Raw genomic sequence first — 15,642 nt, 5'->3', positions numbered from 1 at the left:
AAATGGAAGACGAACTGCCAGAGGCGGCCGCGAACGCCGATCTGTCGACACTCGCGATTACGCTGCTCAAAGGCGTGATCTATCGCGAGGGTGACGAACGCCTGTGGGGCGCGTTGCTCGACCTGCAGGCGCGCGTACGGGACTATGTGTCGGTATTGGGCCTGGAACTGGTGCTGGACGAGGCCGAAGGCTACGCGTTCCTGAAGAGCCGTCCTGAGCAACCCGAAGATGACACAGCGCCAAAGACACCGCGTTTGATCGCGCGTCGGCCGATCTCTTTTCCGGTCAGCCTGCTGCTGGCATTGCTGCGCAAAAAGCTTGCCGAATTCGATGCCGGCAGCGGCGATACGCGGTTGGTCCTGTCGCGCGATGACATCGTCGAGCTCATAAGAGTCTTTCTTCCGGACAGCAGCAATGAAGCGAAGCTGATCGATCAGATCGAGACGCACATCAACAAGATCGTCGAGCTGGGCTTCCTGCGCCGGTTGAAGGTGACCAGTGGCCCGTCCAGTTTCGAAGTGCGGCGCATTCTGAAGGCGTTCGTCGACGCGCAATGGCTGACGGACTTCGACACCCGTCTCGCCGCGTACCAGGCGCAACTGGTGGGCACGACGGCAGGGCCGGGAGGTAATGTCGATGAATGAGCGGAACGAGGCGATTCCACAACTGCTGGAGCTCGATTTTCTCGCCGACGACACGCTCTCCGGCTTTCGGCTGACCCGCCTGGAAGTTTTTAACTGGGGCACCTTCGACGGGCGCGTATGGACGCTTCAGTTAGACGGCAAGAACGGTCTGCTCACGGGCGACATCGGCTCGGGCAAATCGACGCTTGTCGACGCTATTACGACACTGCTGGTGCCCTCCCAGCGCATCGCCTACAACAAGGCGGCAGGGGCGGACAGCAAGGAACGGACGCTGCGCTCGTACGTACTTGGGCATTACAAGTCCGAGCGCAATGAGGTGAGCGGTACAGCCAGGCCCGTTTCCTTGCGGGACCGCAACAGCTACTCGGTCATACTCGGCGTGTTCCACAACGCCGGTTATGATCAGACGATCTCGCTTGCGCAGGTCTTCTGGATGAAAGAGGCGCAGAGCCAACCCATGCGTTTTTACGTGGGCGCTGAGCGGAATCTGTCGATAGGGACGGATTTCGTCCACTTCGGCTCCGATATTGCCCAATTGCGCAAAAAGCTGCGCGGACTGGGCGCGGAAATCGAAGACACCTTTCCGAAATATGGCGCGTGGTTTCGCCGGCGCTTCGGCATCGAAAATGAGCAGGCGCTCGAGCTGTTTCATCAGACGGTGTCGATGAAGTCGGTCGGTAATCTGACCGACTTCGTACGCAGCCACATGCTCGAGCCGTTCGACGTCGCGTCTCGCATTGCCGCGCTGATCTCGCACTTCGATGATTTGAATCGCGCGCACGAGGCGGTGCTTAAGGCGAAGCGTCAGGTGGAACTGCTCAAGCCCATCGTGGTGGACTGCGACCAGCACGGCGCGCTGGCGGCGGAACAGGAGGCTGCGCGCGTTTGCCGTGATGCGCTGAAGCCGTACTTCGCCGAATTGAAGCTAGGCCTGCTGGATCGGCGCTTGCAGTTGCTCGCCGAAGATCATGCACGCCTTGCCGCGCAGAAGGAGCGGCGCATCGAGCAATGCGATCAGGAGCGAACGGAAGCCGATCGACTCAAGCGCGCGATTGCCGAGCAAGGCGGTGACCGGCTGGAGCAGCTTGCTGCCGATATCCGCGACGGGGAACGCGAGCGCAATCGACGCCAGCAGCGCGCCGAACGTCACGCGCAATTGCTTGCTGCTATTGGTGAAACTCACGCTGTCGAGGAGTCTGCCTTCATCGCGCAGCGGCAGCGGGTGGGCGATTTGCGTGAGGGCGTGAGTCAGCAGGAAGCCGATCTGCAGAACCAGATCACCGAGTGGGGCGTGTCGCTGCGTGAGGGCAAGCGCGAACATGACGTGCTTTGCGAGGAAGTCGCGAGTCTGAAGGCGCGACGCAGCAATATCCCCAAGGAGCAGGTCGCGATGCGTGCAGCGTTGTGCGCGGCACTCGGTCTCGACGAAGACACCATGCCGTTCGCCGGTGAACTGATCCAGGTGCGTGAAGAGGCGCGCGAATGGGAAGGCGCGATCGAGCGGGTGCTGCATAATTTCGGCCTCTCGCTTCTCGTGCCCGATGCGCACTATTCCGATGTCGCCGCGTGGGTGGATCGCACGCATCTCGCGGGACGGCTCGTCTATTTCCGCGTGCGACCCACGCGCGACCAGGATATCGCCGAGTTGCATCGCGATTCGCTGGTGCGTAACGTCGCGATCAAACCAGACTCGCCGTTCTACACCTGGTTGGAGCGGGCGCTGGCACAGCGCTTCGATTACGCGTGCTGCCCGACGCAGGAGCAGTTTCGTCGCGAGTCCCGTGCGCTGACTCGCACAGGGCAGGTCAAGGCGCCCGGCGAACGCCATGAGAAAGACGACCGCCATCGCCTCGATGACCGCCGATGCTACGTCCTCGGCTGGAGCAACGCCGCCAAGATCGCCGCGCTGGAAGGGCAGTTGCGTGCGCTCGCGACGCGCCTCGCCGGCATCGCTAGCCAGATCGCCAAAGCTCAGGGCGATCAGACGAAGCTGCGGCGGCAGCTGGAAGCGTTGGCGGCGCTCAATGAGTTCAACGATTTTCGTGAGCTGGATTGGCGGAGCTGCTCAGCCACGATCGCTCGCCTGCAGGATGAAAAAGCGCGTCTGGAGGCTGCCAGCAATGCGTTGCTGGAACTGGCCGCGCAACTCGAATCGGTGCAGGCGGCGCTGAAGGACAGCGAGAAGGCATTGTCGGATGTCCATAGGGAATTGGGCGGTATCGACGCCAGACGCGAAGCGGCCGATGCATTGCGGGAGCAAACCGCTGCATGGGTGGCCGTAATCGCCCACGATACCCGCGAGCGGCTATAAGCGTTGCGCGTGCAGATTCTGGGCGAGCATCAGCTTTCGGTCGAGTCGTGCGACAACCGTGAACGCGAACTGCGTGACGCGTTGCAGGCACGTATGGACGCTGAGGCCAAGCGCTTGGATCGTCTCACCGAGCGCATCATCAAGAGCATGTCGTCGTTCAAGGACGCATACAAGCTCGACACGGCCGACTTTGACGCAAGCCTCGAAGCCGCGTTCGAGTATCGCGAGCTGCTGGCTCGCCTGAATACCGACGACCTTCCGCGCTTCGAGGCTCGCTTCAAGGAGCTATTGAACATCAACACGATCAACGAAATCGCCAACTTCAACGCGCAGCTTGCGCGGGAACGCGAAACGATCAAGGAGCGCATTGCACGCATCAATGAATCGCTGGCTCAAATCGACTACGACCCAGGTCGTTATATCGTGCTGGAATCCCAGGCGAGCCCCGACGCAGACATCCGGGATTTCCAGGCGGAGCTGCGGGCCTGCACGGAAGGTGCACTGACCGGTTCGGACGATGCGCAGTATTCGGAAGCCAAGTTTCTGCAGGTCAAGGCGATCATCGACCGGTTCCGCGGCCGCGAAGGGCTGTCGGATCAGGACCGCCGGTGGACGACGAAGGTCACCGACGTGCGCAACTGGTTCCTGTTCGCCGCAAGCGAGCGCTGGCGCGAGGATGACACGGAGTACGAGCACTATTCGGATTCGGGCGGTAAGTCGGGTGGGCAGAAGGAAAAGCTGGCCTACACGATTCTCGCGGCCAGCCTCGCGTATCAGTTCGGTCTGGAATGGGGCGCGGTACGGTCACGTTCGTTCCGGTTCGTGGTTATCGACGAAGCATTTGGACGTGGCTCGGACGAGTCTGCGCAATACGGGCTCAAGTTGTTCAGGCAGATCAATCTGCAACTGCTGATCGTCACGCCGCTGCAGAAGATCCATATCATCGAGCCGTTCGTTTCCAGCGTCGGCTTCGTGCACAACGATGAGGGGCGTGCTTCGAAGCTGCGCAATCTGTCGATCGAGGAGCATCTTGCGCGCAAGGCGGAGGGCTCGACGTGACCTGGACGACCGCCGGCGACCTGAAAGCGCAGGTGCGCCGCTTGTGGGAGCGGGGAGAGCTGTTGCGCAGCATGGTTAGCGACGGGGCCGATGCGGCGTCGAATGCCGTGCTTGTCGCTCGCGAAGAAGCGAACGTTGGCCAGCGGTCCGGCTGTGCGTTCCCGTTGCGACTCGTCCTGAAGGGACCGGCGTCGACAGAACTCACCGAACATTTCCAGGCCGTGCGTGAATGGATTGCTGAGCTTGTCGCTGTCGGGCAGATCCGGATCGAATGGCGCGAGTTCAATCATCGTGTTCTGGGTGTTCAGCGCGTGCCGCAGGCGGTCTGGATTGACGAGCTGGACAGTGCGCTGGCGATGATCGGCAAGCGTGGCGACGCGGCGCAATTCGGTCGGTTGCTCGCCCTCGTAGGCTTGCGGCAGCCGGCGCTGCTGGTATGGTTTCGCCGGCGTCCGCTGCAGGCGCTTGAATTAGCTGACGAAGGTGAGCGACTCCTAGCGGTGGTCGGCTGGATCGTACGGCATCCGCGTCCGGGCATCTACCTGAGACAAGTGGACATTGCCGGCGTGCACAGCAAGTTCATCGAAAACTGGCGCGGCGTGCTGGCGGAATGGCTCGATCTCGTACTTCCGCCAGAGGCCGTCGCGGTAGAAAGAAACGGCGGCGCGCAATTCGCGGCCCGCTACGGCTTCCTCGACAAGCCTGCCCGTATCCGGTTTCGCGTGCTCGATGCGCAGTTGCCCGTGCTTCCGGGCCCTGTGCGGCCCGACATTGCAGTCGATGCAGACAGCTTTGCCGCGCTCGCCGTGCCGATCCGCCGCGTTTTCATCACGGAGAACGAGACGAACTTCCTCGCGTTCCCGCCGCTTGCCGATACGATCGTCGTCTTCGGCGCAGGCTATGGATGGGACGCGTTGTCAAAAGCGGCATGGCTTTCCCGCTGTAGCATCCACTACTGGGGAGATATCGACACGCATGGTTTTGCCATCCTCGACCAGTTGCGCAGCCGCTTCGTCCACGTGGAGTCTTTCCTGATGGACCGGGCGACGCTGATCGCCCACGAAGCTCAATGGGGCGAGGAACTTGACCAGGTGCTCCGCGATTTGCCGCGGCTCGATGATGCGGAGCAGGCGCTGTTCAACGACCTGCGTGATAACCGGCTTCGTAAAAATTTGCGGCTCGAGCAAGAGCGTATTGGTTTCCAGTGGGTTGAAACCGCGCTCGCTACTCTTGCAAGACAGTGAAATTGCCTTTCTAGTGCAGCGGGCGAATATATCAAGTCTGTGCCCCCGCAATAGACGAGTTCTCTTTTCAGCACCCATCAGAGTTGAATCGCTCGCTCCTCGAACTTCACAAGCCGGCGCCCATGTCAGATCGAACCTGCGTCAATACACCATCGGGCAGAGTCGGGCCATCTGCGACCATCGGCGCACGCTATTCAACGGACACCCATTAGCCGGCCGAAGTCAAGGGACCCTCGCGCGCCGACCGTGTTCGTTTAAGACACAATGACTTTCTGTGAGGCAGAGACTGGCCCGCCGTGAGGAATCAGACGCGGGTTAGCATTTCTGCCAGAGCCGCACGGTGTGGACGGCGCCACACCCGGCGATTTCCCCCACGGAGGCCAGCATGGAACACGATAGCAGGCTGTACGTCGGCCTTGACGTACACAAGGACTCGATCACGGTCGCCTATGCGCTCGGCACGGGCGAAATCGAACTGCCAGGCAAGATCGGCACGACGAAGACGGATATCGATCGCCTGTGCAGGCGTCTTCAATCGAAAGCGCGACACATACGCGTCGTCTACGAGGCGGGGCCATGTGGCTACGGTCTCTACCGGCAACTGGTCCAGAAGGGGTTCGACTGCATGGTGTGCGCACCGTCGCTGATTCCCAGAAAGCCCGGCGAGCGCGTCAAGACGGATCGACGCGATGCGGTCAAGCTTGTCCGGTCCCTACGGGCTGGCGACCTGTCAGCTGTGCACGTGCCGACCGTCGAGGACGAGGCATTTCGCGATCTCGCCCGTGCATGGATGACGGCCAAAGACGATTTGAGGCAGGCGCGGCAGCGGCTCAAGTCGTTCCTGCTTGCACACGATGCACGCTATAGCGGTCACGCCGACTGGGGACCGGCTCACCGACACTGGGTGAGCCAGTATGCGTTCGGCAGCGAATGGCAACAATTCGCGTTTGAGGAACTTCGGCGCACGATTGAAGATCGGCTCGCGCAATGCCAGCGTGTCGAAGTAGCCTTGCGTGAGGCAGTGACAAACTGGCGGTTCTATCCGGCCGTCCTGGGCCTGCAGGCCATGCGCGGTGTGCAGTTCACCACGGCCGTTGGAATGCTCGCCGAACTCGGAGATCTGTCGCGCTTTGACCATCCGCGTCAATTGATGGCATGGCTTGGCGTCAGCCCGTCAGAGCACTCATCGGGTGACAAGCGACGGCAGGGAAGCATCACCAAGACCGGCAATAGCTACGCAAGAAAGTTACTCGTCGAGGCTGCCTGGAGTTACCGGCACCCCGCACGTGTAAGTCCCGACATTCAGCGTCGGCATGAAGGCATTCCCAAGGCCATCATCGATCGCGCGTGGGACGCGCAAGTTCGACTATGTCGGCGATACCGGAGGCTGGCCGCGCGTGGTAAGCATGCGAATACCGCGGTCGTGGCCATCGCCCGTGAACTGTCGGGTTTTATCTGGGACATCGGGCGTCTGGCGATGTCGCTCGCGTTACCTTCTAGCAGAGATGCGACCTGATTACAAAGCACCGCGGCGCACACCCCATAGATCCACGAGTTTCCTGAAGGCGGCGTAGCCCGGCTACTCGAGTAACCCGCGGCACAACCCCGCAACGGATATCACCCGACTTGCGGCTTAAGAATGCGGCAGGCTCATGAGACGGTCCACTGTAATGCGGTAACCAACCCGCGGATATCAGGATGATCCACCGTCGAGATTTACTGCCACGCCGCCCTCCGGGAATTCATTCACGCATGGGCACTGGACACCAAACATTCCGATTGACATGGAAAGTCATGTCGGTTATTCGATGCCTGCCATCGGCCGCAGGAATGTGACGGCGCCTCCGCGTGTGTCGGCAGGCGTCGAATAAGCCTAAACGATAGGATCACCTCGATGAACGTGCTACAGAGTTGCCGTTGGAGTCGTCAATGGCAGCTTTCGGGCGAACTGTATGAACGCGTACTCCCGGCCATATGCAGTCAGGCTTTCATGAATATCGCCCCACGGCCCAGTGGAAAGCTGGATAAGCGCTGATTCCTTTCCGGTGTCTCGGGGAAGTCGGGTCGTCTATTACCGGTGACCCAATGCTGAACGCGGGCCCTTCGCGAGCTCGCCGCGCAGGATCTTGAGCCGCCGTCTCCTCTGAAATTGACGGTGTTGGCGGACCGACCTCTTCCGCCTGGCACCCGTCCTTTCCGGCGCCGTCCTCCGCAGCCCCCACAGGTCGACCCACTCCGGTCGGACCTGACGGTGGTCCGCGAGCGCGACTTGCATCTGCGATTTCCGGGGGGATACTAGTTTGGCGAACCTCCTCAGCACAGAGGAGATCGCTTCCATCCTTACCTTGCTAGTCAGGAGAGTCCAGATGACCAGTGATGAAGCGTACCAGTGCGAACCTGCCTCAAGACCCCCCGGGCGGGCGTCGCGATGCGCGTCGACAAGGCCTGCGGGCCGCGAAGGACTGTGCGCCCAGCGATATGCTGAGGAGCACGTCGTTGCCGACTGCGCTTGCGTGAAAGGAACCGGGTCGCATGCGCGTTGCGCCACAGGCTGTGCGTTGATACCAGAAGGTGTCGACTGGAGTGAAAGGTGGGTCGCCTCCTACGTGCGGACAAGGATCCGAGCGATGGCGGGCGACACTTTCTCGATATCCCGGCACACCACCGACTGTGTGGCAAAGACACTCCACGCGCAATTCCTCTTGGATACGGATGCGGTTTTGCAGCGAATCCTTGATTTTGCTGCCCTTCGGAATCTCTATGAGGGCTCGACTAACGTGACTCTGGACGATGTCAGGGTCGCCTTGTGTTCTGCTGCGCCACCGCCTCGGTGACGACGGCGTTTTCAAAGGTGGCAAGCTGCGGTAGCAGCTGCCCGGTGACATCAGTGCAGCTTGCTTTATTCAGGCCGCCCGCGGTGTGTGGTTGTCGCTCGCGAACTTCGTCTGAGCCATTGGGGCTGAGTCGCGTCGGGACCGGGGCGGGCATGTCAAAAGGAGGTGCGGCAGGGCGCACGGCGCCGCGCTGGCCAGCGACTTGCATCTCCAATTTTCCGTGAGAAGCTGCAATTGTAGAGCCGCCTGAATACGGATCGACAAACGGGCGTGTCAAGCCGTGCTTTTTGGGTGAAGCGCTAAGGCTTCGGCAGTCCATCGTTCTCATCAATCAGGTAATTTGAATAGGAGTACATATCGTGTACCTGCGGAAATCGCTATTTCGAATCTTCATCACGGAATTACGAGAAGCCTCGCTCGACTACCTGCAACCCGAGTTCGCGCTTATCCGTTGGCTGCTCAACCGTCGCTCGTAAGCACGCGTGTCAAGAAGATCGAGTTTTGCCAACTTGGCGCCAAACGTCAGCGGAGAATATCGATGGAAGTTCGTCAATTCATTTTCAAGCCGAATGGTTGTCTGGTCACCAAGGTCAGTGACGATCGGGCCACGCTATTTGTCGACGCGAGTGTTCCCGTGGAGGTTCTTCAGGATTTGTACCGGCGGCTCTCTTCGCGAGAACGCCGCTGGCTAGCCTATTGTCGACGTCTGAGGCGACTGGAAACGCGTCGGGTCTTCCGCCGAATTTCCCGGAGGCATCGTCGCCGGAGGATCCGCCGATACAAACACGTTGCGCTGCGCTTTCGCTGCCGCCTGCCCGTTCGTTGAACGGGCGAGCAGGACGACTTCGCCTTTGCGTCTACTGTGGCGAACATACATCCAGATTCGACGAGGGATGGTCGATTCAAAATACTGATCGATCATCCTCACAAAACTTCGAGGTCCAAATGAAATTCTCGCCTGGTCGAACCATGCTTTGTATTCGAATCTTGCTCACTATCTCCTGCGCGATCTATGTGGTCCCCGGATGGACTGGATTTCTTCATCACCAGCCGGTCCGTACCCCCGTTGTTCTGGTGGCAACGCTTGCCGTCACCGCGCTCATCTGGCTTCCCGATCCAACGGTGCGTGGCTGGACCTGGCTCGCATTTCTTATGCTGTGCTTTGGCTGCGCGCTTGTATCGCTCACCGGTAGCGGCTGGACCGTGATCGCGATCTGCATCATGGCCACGGCAAGCGTCAGGCTTTGGCACCTGCATCGGCGTCAGACCTCGGCACGGATCGCCGTGGTGGGTATGCATGTTTATATCCCGCTGGCAATGAAGCTTGGGCGATCGCTTGGAAGCCTTACGGGGGAAGACGGGCAAGTCGTTGCAACGCCTGTCCAGCCCGTTGCGTCGGCGACTCCCATCACGCCTTCCCGAGAACAATCTGCTTGCGACCGCCCGGCGCCGACGGCACGAGTCGAGAATCCGCCGCAGCCGTCACCCGCGCGTGGCGTAGCGGCCTACGATTTCAGCGAAAACGTACGACGGGCGCGTCACACCTTTGCTGCCATAGTGGGCATGGATCAGACGAAGCGTCGACTGCTACGCGCAGCCCAGGATGTGCTTGAGGGCAACGCGCGGGCGCGTAACGGCATTCTGCTCTTTGGTTCACCGGGAAACGGCAAGACTCTGTTTGCCGAGGCGTTGGCGGGGCAGCTCGGGGTCCACCTTATCTCGATCGCGTATGGTGATGCCGCTTCCAAATGGGTCAATGAGACGCCACAGAAAGTGAAGGCCGTTTTTTCGGAGGCTAAAAAAGCAGGGGCGTGTGCTGGGCTGTTAACTTCCGTTCGATCGAGTTAACTTTGCGACCTTCGAAGCAAGACGGCGGAAACAAGAATGATATTCGGAGGGGTATTTTCCGAACTACGGGACGCACGGCGGGCGCAGGGCAAGCGTTACGGGCTGGAGCCGCTGCTATGTGCGATCGTGATGTCGCTGATGGCGGGCGCCAACTCGTTCAGGACGATCGAGATCTTCATTGCCGAGCGACTCACGGAGTTGAACGAACTGTTCGGTACGAGCTGGCGTAAGGCACCGAGCTGGGTGGGCATCCGCAAGTTCCTGCTCCAGATCGATGAGAACGAGCTGGAGAGCACGGTGCGTCGTTTCGCGCAAATACAGTCGTCAGCCCCATCCGGACGACAGTTCATTGCGCTGGACGGCAAGGCGTTGCGCGGCAGCGCCTCGCGTCTGGATGACATGGCTGCCCGACACATCGTTTCGGCGTTCGATCAGTATGGTCTGATCGTGCTCGGCCATGTCGAGGTCGCGGAGAAATCGAACGAGATTCCCGCCGCGCAGGATCTGATCGAATCGCTCGGGCTGGAAGGCCGTGTCTTCACGATGGACGCATTGCACTGTCAAAAAAAACGCTAGCGCTCGCGCTGGAAAAGGGAGCCGACGTGCTTGTGCAGGTCAAGGGCAACCAGCCAACCCAGCTTGGCGCATGTGAGGGCCTTGCCTCCTATTGCGCTGCGGCCCAATGCAACGTGCAACACGACAAGGGACACGGCCGTATCGAGACGCGTACCGTGCGCATCTGGAGCGTGCCGGAGAACGGGCTGGAAGATGACTGGCAGCCGCTGGTACAGCAGATCGTCAGCGTCTCGCGTACGGTCGAACGCCGCCACCGCACTGACGGCTGAGTGGAGGAGTTGCTGGCCGAGACGATCGAAGCTGCAAAACGTGCCGGCGTGATCAAGGCCTCGAGCGTGAAGCGCGTGATTGTCGATACGACAGTCATGGAGAAGGCCGTCGCCCATCCAACCGATTCGCGATTGCTCGAGCGGTGTCGCGAACATCTGGTGAAGGCCGCCGCGCGGGACGGCCTGAAGCTGCGGCAGAACTACAACCGCGAGTCGCTGCGTCTGGGGTTGCAGATCGGCCGCTACGCTCACGCGAAGCAGTACAAGCGCATGAGGAAGGCATTGCGCGCGCTGCGTTCGCGCGTTTGAAGGGTGATGCGCCCCGTGGAGCGACAGGTCGACCAGGTGGCAGACTCAGGCCGCGCTGTACTGCTGGAGCTGATTGGCCGCACGAAGCGCATCCTGGCGCAGAAGCCGAAGGACAAGCACAAGCTCTACGCGCTGCACGCGCCAGAAGTCGAGTGTCTGGCGAAGAGTAAGGCACGCACCCCTTACGACGTGAAAGTGTCTATCACGACGACACACAAGGAAGGGTTGGTGGTCGGCATGCGCTCGATGCCGGGCAATCCGTACGACGGTCATACGCTGGCTGAAGCTCTGGAGCAGGCGGCAATCCTATGCGACGCCACACCGGAAGTCGCCATCGTCGACCGCGGATACAAGGGCGTCGCGGTCGACCGCGTGAAGACCTACCGCCCGGATTTGCGGCGGGGTATCACACGCGGACTACGCGCGATGATCAGACAGCGCAGCGCGATCGAGCCAGCCATCGGTCACATGAAGACGGACGGAAAACTCGACGGGAACTGAAAACTCGACGGGAACTGGCTCAATGATGCACTGGGCGACCCGATGCCCGCGGTGCTGTGCGGCGCCGGCCACAACCTCTGGATGATCCTGAGGTGGCTGCGGCTGTTTTGGGTCTTCATTTTCGCTGCTTTCTCAACCGCTGCATTGCCGCCGACGTGATGGCGGGACGTCCGTCGCTCGGGAAACGAATTTTTCAGGGGCGACTACGTGAGGCAACAGGTCAGCACGAGTTGCAATTCTGATGAGTCAATGCGCCAGGCTGGCGATCTGACCGACGCGTGCGGCATTCTTTCTGCGAGCCGTTCCATCTCGATGCGATGACGATCCCGCTTGAGCAGCTATCAGGCCGCGGTGATTCGGTTGCCGCCACGGCCCTCGTCGGTCAACCAGAGTACTAGCGGCGACACTCGGCATGTTGCAGGCGAGCGCCGGGGGCTCCCCAGCCGACAGGGAATTGGCTCAGTCATTGCTGCGGAGACAGGCGAGGATCCCACAATATCAGGGTGCATCCGATAGTCAGGCGTTCCTACAGGAACCGGGCCGGGGCGCTTGCGACAGGGCAGAGCTGCTGCGCGGTGGTTAGTACGCGACACACTGGTCCCTTGAACACGGAAGGTCGCGACAAATGGTGACACGGTGAATACGGTTTCATCCGGGTACATCGGTTGTGCCATGAACGTGTCCGCTTTTCTGGGGACACGATGCTGTATCTGAGATGGAGGTAGGCCCTCCGGAGCCGGCGTGCGGGCGCAGGCTTCAAACCGCCGTAAGCTGCTTCAGTACGAAAGTCTGCGGTGGTGAACGTTACGGTTAAAAGGCGTGATCAAACACGTCATGTAGGGATTAGAGAGACGAACGCAAGTGAACCACCGATGACGCATCGAAAATCCGGTATAGACGACATCAAAACCGGGGGCGCCGATGACTCCCGGGATCAGCATGGCGGGAACCTGCTTATTGGCCATGTGGTGTCCGGTGTACAGGTGGCGTGACTCTAATTCAGGCTCAAATACGGAACTTGGGAACTCTGCATGTGATGTCAAGGGAAAACCTTATAAGTGGAACCCACGAAGGGGGAAAGTACCGATGCACATGCAGGGGGCGGATCATCCTGTACGAGCGTTGAAGCGCCTGTAATGGGCGTGGAGCAAAGGGGATGACCCAGCTCAACGAAGATTGTTGCCAACCGGGAAACTGGGATGAGCATTGATCTTCCGCGTCGACCTGTCGTCGCGAGATGGCAGGTGAACGGCTGGGACGAGCCGTGTAAATGGAGACGTTTACGCACGGTTCTGTGGGCGGCTGGTGGTGAAATTCCACCGGCCGACCCGGCGGCCGATATGATACGCGCTGTGCGCCCAATGGTATTGGATGCGTCGCCGCAATTACATTCCGAAGACGCCAACATAACGAAACCAGTTTGTGTGTAATCCGAACATCCGCGCTTTCGTTTCATGCGGCTTTGAGCGGATGTTCCTTCAGGTATGTGCGCAAGGCGTCGTTCATGCGGGTCTGCCAGCCTTCGCCAGTCGCGCGGAACGCTTCGAGCACGTCAGCGTCGTAGCGGACGCTGACCTGTTCTTTCGGTTTTTCCTTCGGGGGCCGACCCATGCGTCGCGTCGTGCCGAGCGGCTTCAATTCGGCGATCTCGCGCGCGCTCAGTTCGTACGTGTCGGGGTCGGCGGCGATCCCGCGATTGACTGCCGCGTCTTCTTCGGGCGTCGGCAGGATGAGCAGCGGCGGATTCATCGAGATTGCGCGTCGGTCGTTGCTGTTGCGTGCGCGCTTCGGGGGCACGTTGCGCGGCATAGCGCAACAGCGGTATAGCTGTATTGCGCTGGCGCGGATCAGAACAGGCCGAAATCGTCGTTGCTGTTGGGAATCGCGTTGAGCAGATCTCGCAACGCGCGCCAGCCGACCCATTCCAGAAGCGCGGCCGATATCACCACCCAGCGGTGTATGCCTACATTCATGCGCGTCGATGAGCTTCGATAGGCTGTGGCCTTCCGCGCTCCGATTCCGATTGATGCGCGTAGCAAAGGGCGGGTCTGCATCCTGTGTCTCCTTCTGTGGCGGTGGCCGGTCAGCGAGCCCCGGCCACGCGCGGCAGCATCGCCGCAAATACTTGCGCTAGCGTCGTCGCGCCGAAACGCCGCTCGCTGATATCCGCGTCGACGTCGATGCGACCCGCGTTATGCGCGTCGTACAGATCGGTGATCAGACGCGCGTGCTGCTCGCTGAGCCCGGCACGCCGAAGCACGGCGGCCCATTCGCCGCGCGGCACTTCATGGGCGACGACCTGCCGGCCCGCGAGTTCGCCGATCGTGCGCGCAACGTCCAGCGCGCTGACGCGCTGCTCACTCTCAATGCTCACGATGCGCGGCGAAACCGGCGCCGGCTTTGCGTCGAGCAACAGTTCGGCGGCCAGCAAACCCACATCCCGTGCGGCGACCGTCGGAAACAGTTTGGTCAACGGATGGTGCAGGCTCGGCAGCACGCCTTGAGCGAGCGCGACCGGCAATACGCGAGTCCAGTTGTGCATGTGCTTGGCGGCGCGCAGAAACGTCAGTTGCGAATCGATGCCGCGCAATTGCGTTTCGAGGTAGTGAAACAGCGTCGTGATGCCCGTGCCGTCAGGATGTTGCGCGCCGTAGTCTGAGAGCGCGACTACGCACGGAGGCGGAGCGGCGCGCAATGCCGCGATGCCCGCGTCGATCATGTGCCGCATCGCCGCCGCGGGATCATCGTGCGCACGCGGCACCGGACACAACATCTGCACGGCGTGCGCACCGTCGATCACGCGCGGCACCGACGCCGCGTCGTTCAGATCGGCGACGGCGATCTCGCAGCCGATCGCCGCGAGCGGCGCGCCTTGTTTTTCGTCGCGGACAACCGCGCGCACTGCGCGGCCCGCGCGCCGCAATGCCGTCGCACTCGCGCTGCCGACATTGCCTGCTGCTCCAAAAATCACGAACACGTCGCGCTCCTCAGGTAGTTGAACGGTACAGCGTCATCATAGGGACGCGGCGATCAGCAGGCGCGCGGGCAAAGATGGCGCCGCGCAGATTTGGATGATTGCTTTTACGAGGCGACGCTTCACGCGCGACCATGGAATCTCGTAGCTCCAGGCAAAGCCGCGCGAAACGCAGCACAATGCACGGACATCGCACCGCCATCCACGAGGCAAGCCATGAACGCCGTGACACCGATACCTCAACCGCACAGTGGTTCCCGCATCGCGTTGCGCACCAGCAGGATGCTCGGCTGGCAGGGCTTCGGCGCGGAACTGGTCAACGTGTCGGCTGGCCTGCACCGGATGCCGGCTTTTCAGCATCATCGGGTGGGCGTGCATGTCGGCGCGCCGGTCAGGGCGCGCTGCATATGCAACGAGCGCCGTTACGTGCGGCTTCAGGCGCACGGCGATGCCAATGTGATTCCGGCCGGACTCGATGGGCAATGGAGCGATGAAACCGCCTGCACGATTTTCAGCGTATGGATCGGCGAGGATTTTTTGCAGCGGACTGTCGAACAACTGGCCCTGAAGTCCCCCGACGCGCAACTGCGTCCGCAATTCCAGATGCGCGACCTGCGTTTCCAGCATCTCGCGTGGGCGTTGCGCGCTGAACTCGAAGCGGACGAGGCGTCCGATCCGCGCGATGGTGGTGCGCCTGATCGGCGGTGCGCCGCGCTCGACGACAGGCGGCGCACGCTCACGCCGAGGACGGCCGCGCGCGTGATCGAGTTTATCGAAGCGCACCTGGACCAGCGTCTCACGTTGAGCGAGCTGGCCACGCTCGCTGATCTGAGCGTGCCGCATTTCAAGGTGCTTTTTCGTGAAACGCTCGGCGTGCCCGTGCATCGGTACGTGGTGCAGCGCAGGGTGGGGAGCGCGCGAAGACGCTGTTGCTCGAAGGCAAGCTGAGCGTGAGTCAGATCGCACTGGATCCCGGCTTTGCGCATCAAAGTCACCAGTATGCGCGTGAAGCACCGTCCTTCAGGGCGGTGAGGTAGAGCGCGTCGTGCGAAGCATGACTTGCCTTTTCTTAT

Annotated in this window: 9 protein-coding genes and 3 pseudogenes; 9 read left to right on the top strand and 3 right to left on the bottom strand. The window is 61.1% G+C overall.

The annotated features are described in order from the left end of the window. Positions 1–2: 2 nt before the first annotated feature. The 8 genes and pseudogenes from P0D89_RS24025 to P0D89_RS23990 form a co-directional block, all read left to right on the top strand. Positions 3–644, top strand: coding sequence for a DUF4194 domain-containing protein (locus P0D89_RS24025; RefSeq protein WP_408361936.1), 642 nt, complete (start codon positions 3–5; stop codon positions 642–644). Then, a pseudogene (locus P0D89_RS24020) lies at positions 631–4,014 on the top strand (ATP-binding protein). Before P0D89_RS24025 ends, P0D89_RS24020 begins: the two are co-directional and overlap by 14 nt. A 71-nt stretch (positions 4,015–4,085) precedes the next feature. Then, the gene (locus P0D89_RS24015; protein ID WP_408361990.1) at positions 4,086–5,258 is read left to right on the top strand and encodes a Wadjet anti-phage system protein JetD domain-containing protein; all 1,173 of its coding nucleotides are present in this window, start codon (positions 4,086–4,088) and stop codon (positions 5,256–5,258) included. A gap of 385 nt (positions 5,259–5,643) precedes the next feature. Next, a complete protein-coding gene (locus tag P0D89_RS24010; RefSeq protein WP_408377369.1) occupies positions 5,644–6,774 on the top strand; it encodes an IS110 family RNA-guided transposase in 1,131 nt (376 codons plus the stop codon). Between the two features lie 2,263 nt (positions 6,775–9,037). Next, positions 9,038–9,940: an AAA family ATPase gene (locus P0D89_RS24005; RefSeq protein ID WP_408361933.1), complete on the top strand. Its 903-nt coding sequence runs from the start codon at positions 9,038–9,040 to the stop codon at positions 9,938–9,940. A 36-nt stretch (positions 9,941–9,976) separates the two neighbouring features. Then, complete coding sequence (locus tag P0D89_RS24000; protein ID WP_408361932.1) at positions 9,977–10,516, top strand: ISAs1 family transposase; 540 nt, start codon at positions 9,977–9,979, stop codon at positions 10,514–10,516. A gap of 26 nt (positions 10,517–10,542) precedes the next feature. Next, complete coding sequence (locus tag P0D89_RS23995; protein WP_408361931.1) at positions 10,543–10,785, top strand: hypothetical protein; 243 nt, start codon at positions 10,543–10,545, stop codon at positions 10,783–10,785. Beyond that, positions 10,786–11,754, top strand: a pseudogene (locus tag P0D89_RS23990) (IS5 family transposase); the annotation flags it as partial. It abuts the gene before it with no gap. A 1,293-nt stretch (positions 11,755–13,047) separates the two neighbouring features. Here P0D89_RS23990 and P0D89_RS23985 read toward each other — a convergent pair. The 3 genes from P0D89_RS23985 to P0D89_RS23975 form a co-directional block, all read right to left on the bottom strand. Continuing rightward, entirely contained in the window at positions 13,048–13,344 is a 297-nt protein-coding gene (locus tag P0D89_RS23985; RefSeq protein WP_408361930.1) for a BrnA antitoxin family protein, read from the bottom strand. A gap of 98 nt (positions 13,345–13,442) precedes the next feature. Then, positions 13,443–13,568: a hypothetical protein gene (locus P0D89_RS23980; RefSeq protein WP_408361929.1), complete on the bottom strand. Its 126-nt coding sequence runs from the start codon at positions 13,566–13,568 to the stop codon at positions 13,443–13,445. Positions 13,569–13,678: 110 nt separating this feature from the next. After that, on the bottom strand, positions 13,679–14,572 hold the full coding sequence (locus tag P0D89_RS23975; RefSeq protein ID WP_408361928.1) for an NmrA family NAD(P)-binding protein: 894 nt from the start codon (positions 14,570–14,572) through the stop codon (positions 13,679–13,681). A 213-nt stretch (positions 14,573–14,785) separates the two neighbouring features. On the opposite strand from P0D89_RS23975, the pseudogene P0D89_RS23970 reads away from it, so the two are divergent. Beyond that, positions 14,786–15,564 (top strand): annotated as a pseudogene (locus P0D89_RS23970) (helix-turn-helix domain-containing protein); the annotation flags it as partial. Between the last annotated feature and the right edge of the window lie 78 nt (positions 15,565–15,642).

It is taken from the genome of Paraburkholderia sp. RL18-085-BIA-A, from assembly GCF_046027075.1.
Taxonomy (GTDB): domain Bacteria; phylum Pseudomonadota; class Gammaproteobacteria; order Burkholderiales; family Burkholderiaceae; genus Paraburkholderia.
The sequence above is the reverse complement of the archived record's forward strand: the minus strand, read 5'-3'. Positions and strand labels throughout refer to the sequence as shown.

What these genes read in the sequence shown, in the direction of transcription:
- P0D89_RS24025 (WP_408361936.1), top strand. Translation starts at nt 3, where the DNA reads ATGGAAGACGAACTGCCAGAGGCGGCCGCGAACGCCGATCTGTCGACA.
- P0D89_RS24015 (WP_408361990.1), top strand. Translation starts at nt 4,086, where the DNA reads ATGGTTAGCGACGGGGCCGATGCGGCGTCGAATGCCGTGCTTGTCGCT.
- P0D89_RS24010 (WP_408377369.1), top strand. Translation starts at nt 5,644, where the DNA reads ATGGAACACGATAGCAGGCTGTACGTCGGCCTTGACGTACACAAGGAC.
- P0D89_RS24005 (WP_408361933.1), top strand. Translation starts at nt 9,038, where the DNA reads ATGAAATTCTCGCCTGGTCGAACCATGCTTTGTATTCGAATCTTGCTC.
- P0D89_RS24000 (WP_408361932.1), top strand. Translation starts at nt 9,977, where the DNA reads ATGATATTCGGAGGGGTATTTTCCGAACTACGGGACGCACGGCGGGCG.
- P0D89_RS23985 (WP_408361930.1), bottom strand. Translation starts at nt 13,344, where the DNA reads ATGAATCCGCCGCTGCTCATCCTGCCGACGCCCGAAGAAGACGCGGCA.
- P0D89_RS23980 (WP_408361929.1), bottom strand. Translation starts at nt 13,568, where the DNA reads ATGAATGTAGGCATACACCGCTGGGTGGTGATATCGGCCGCGCTTCTG.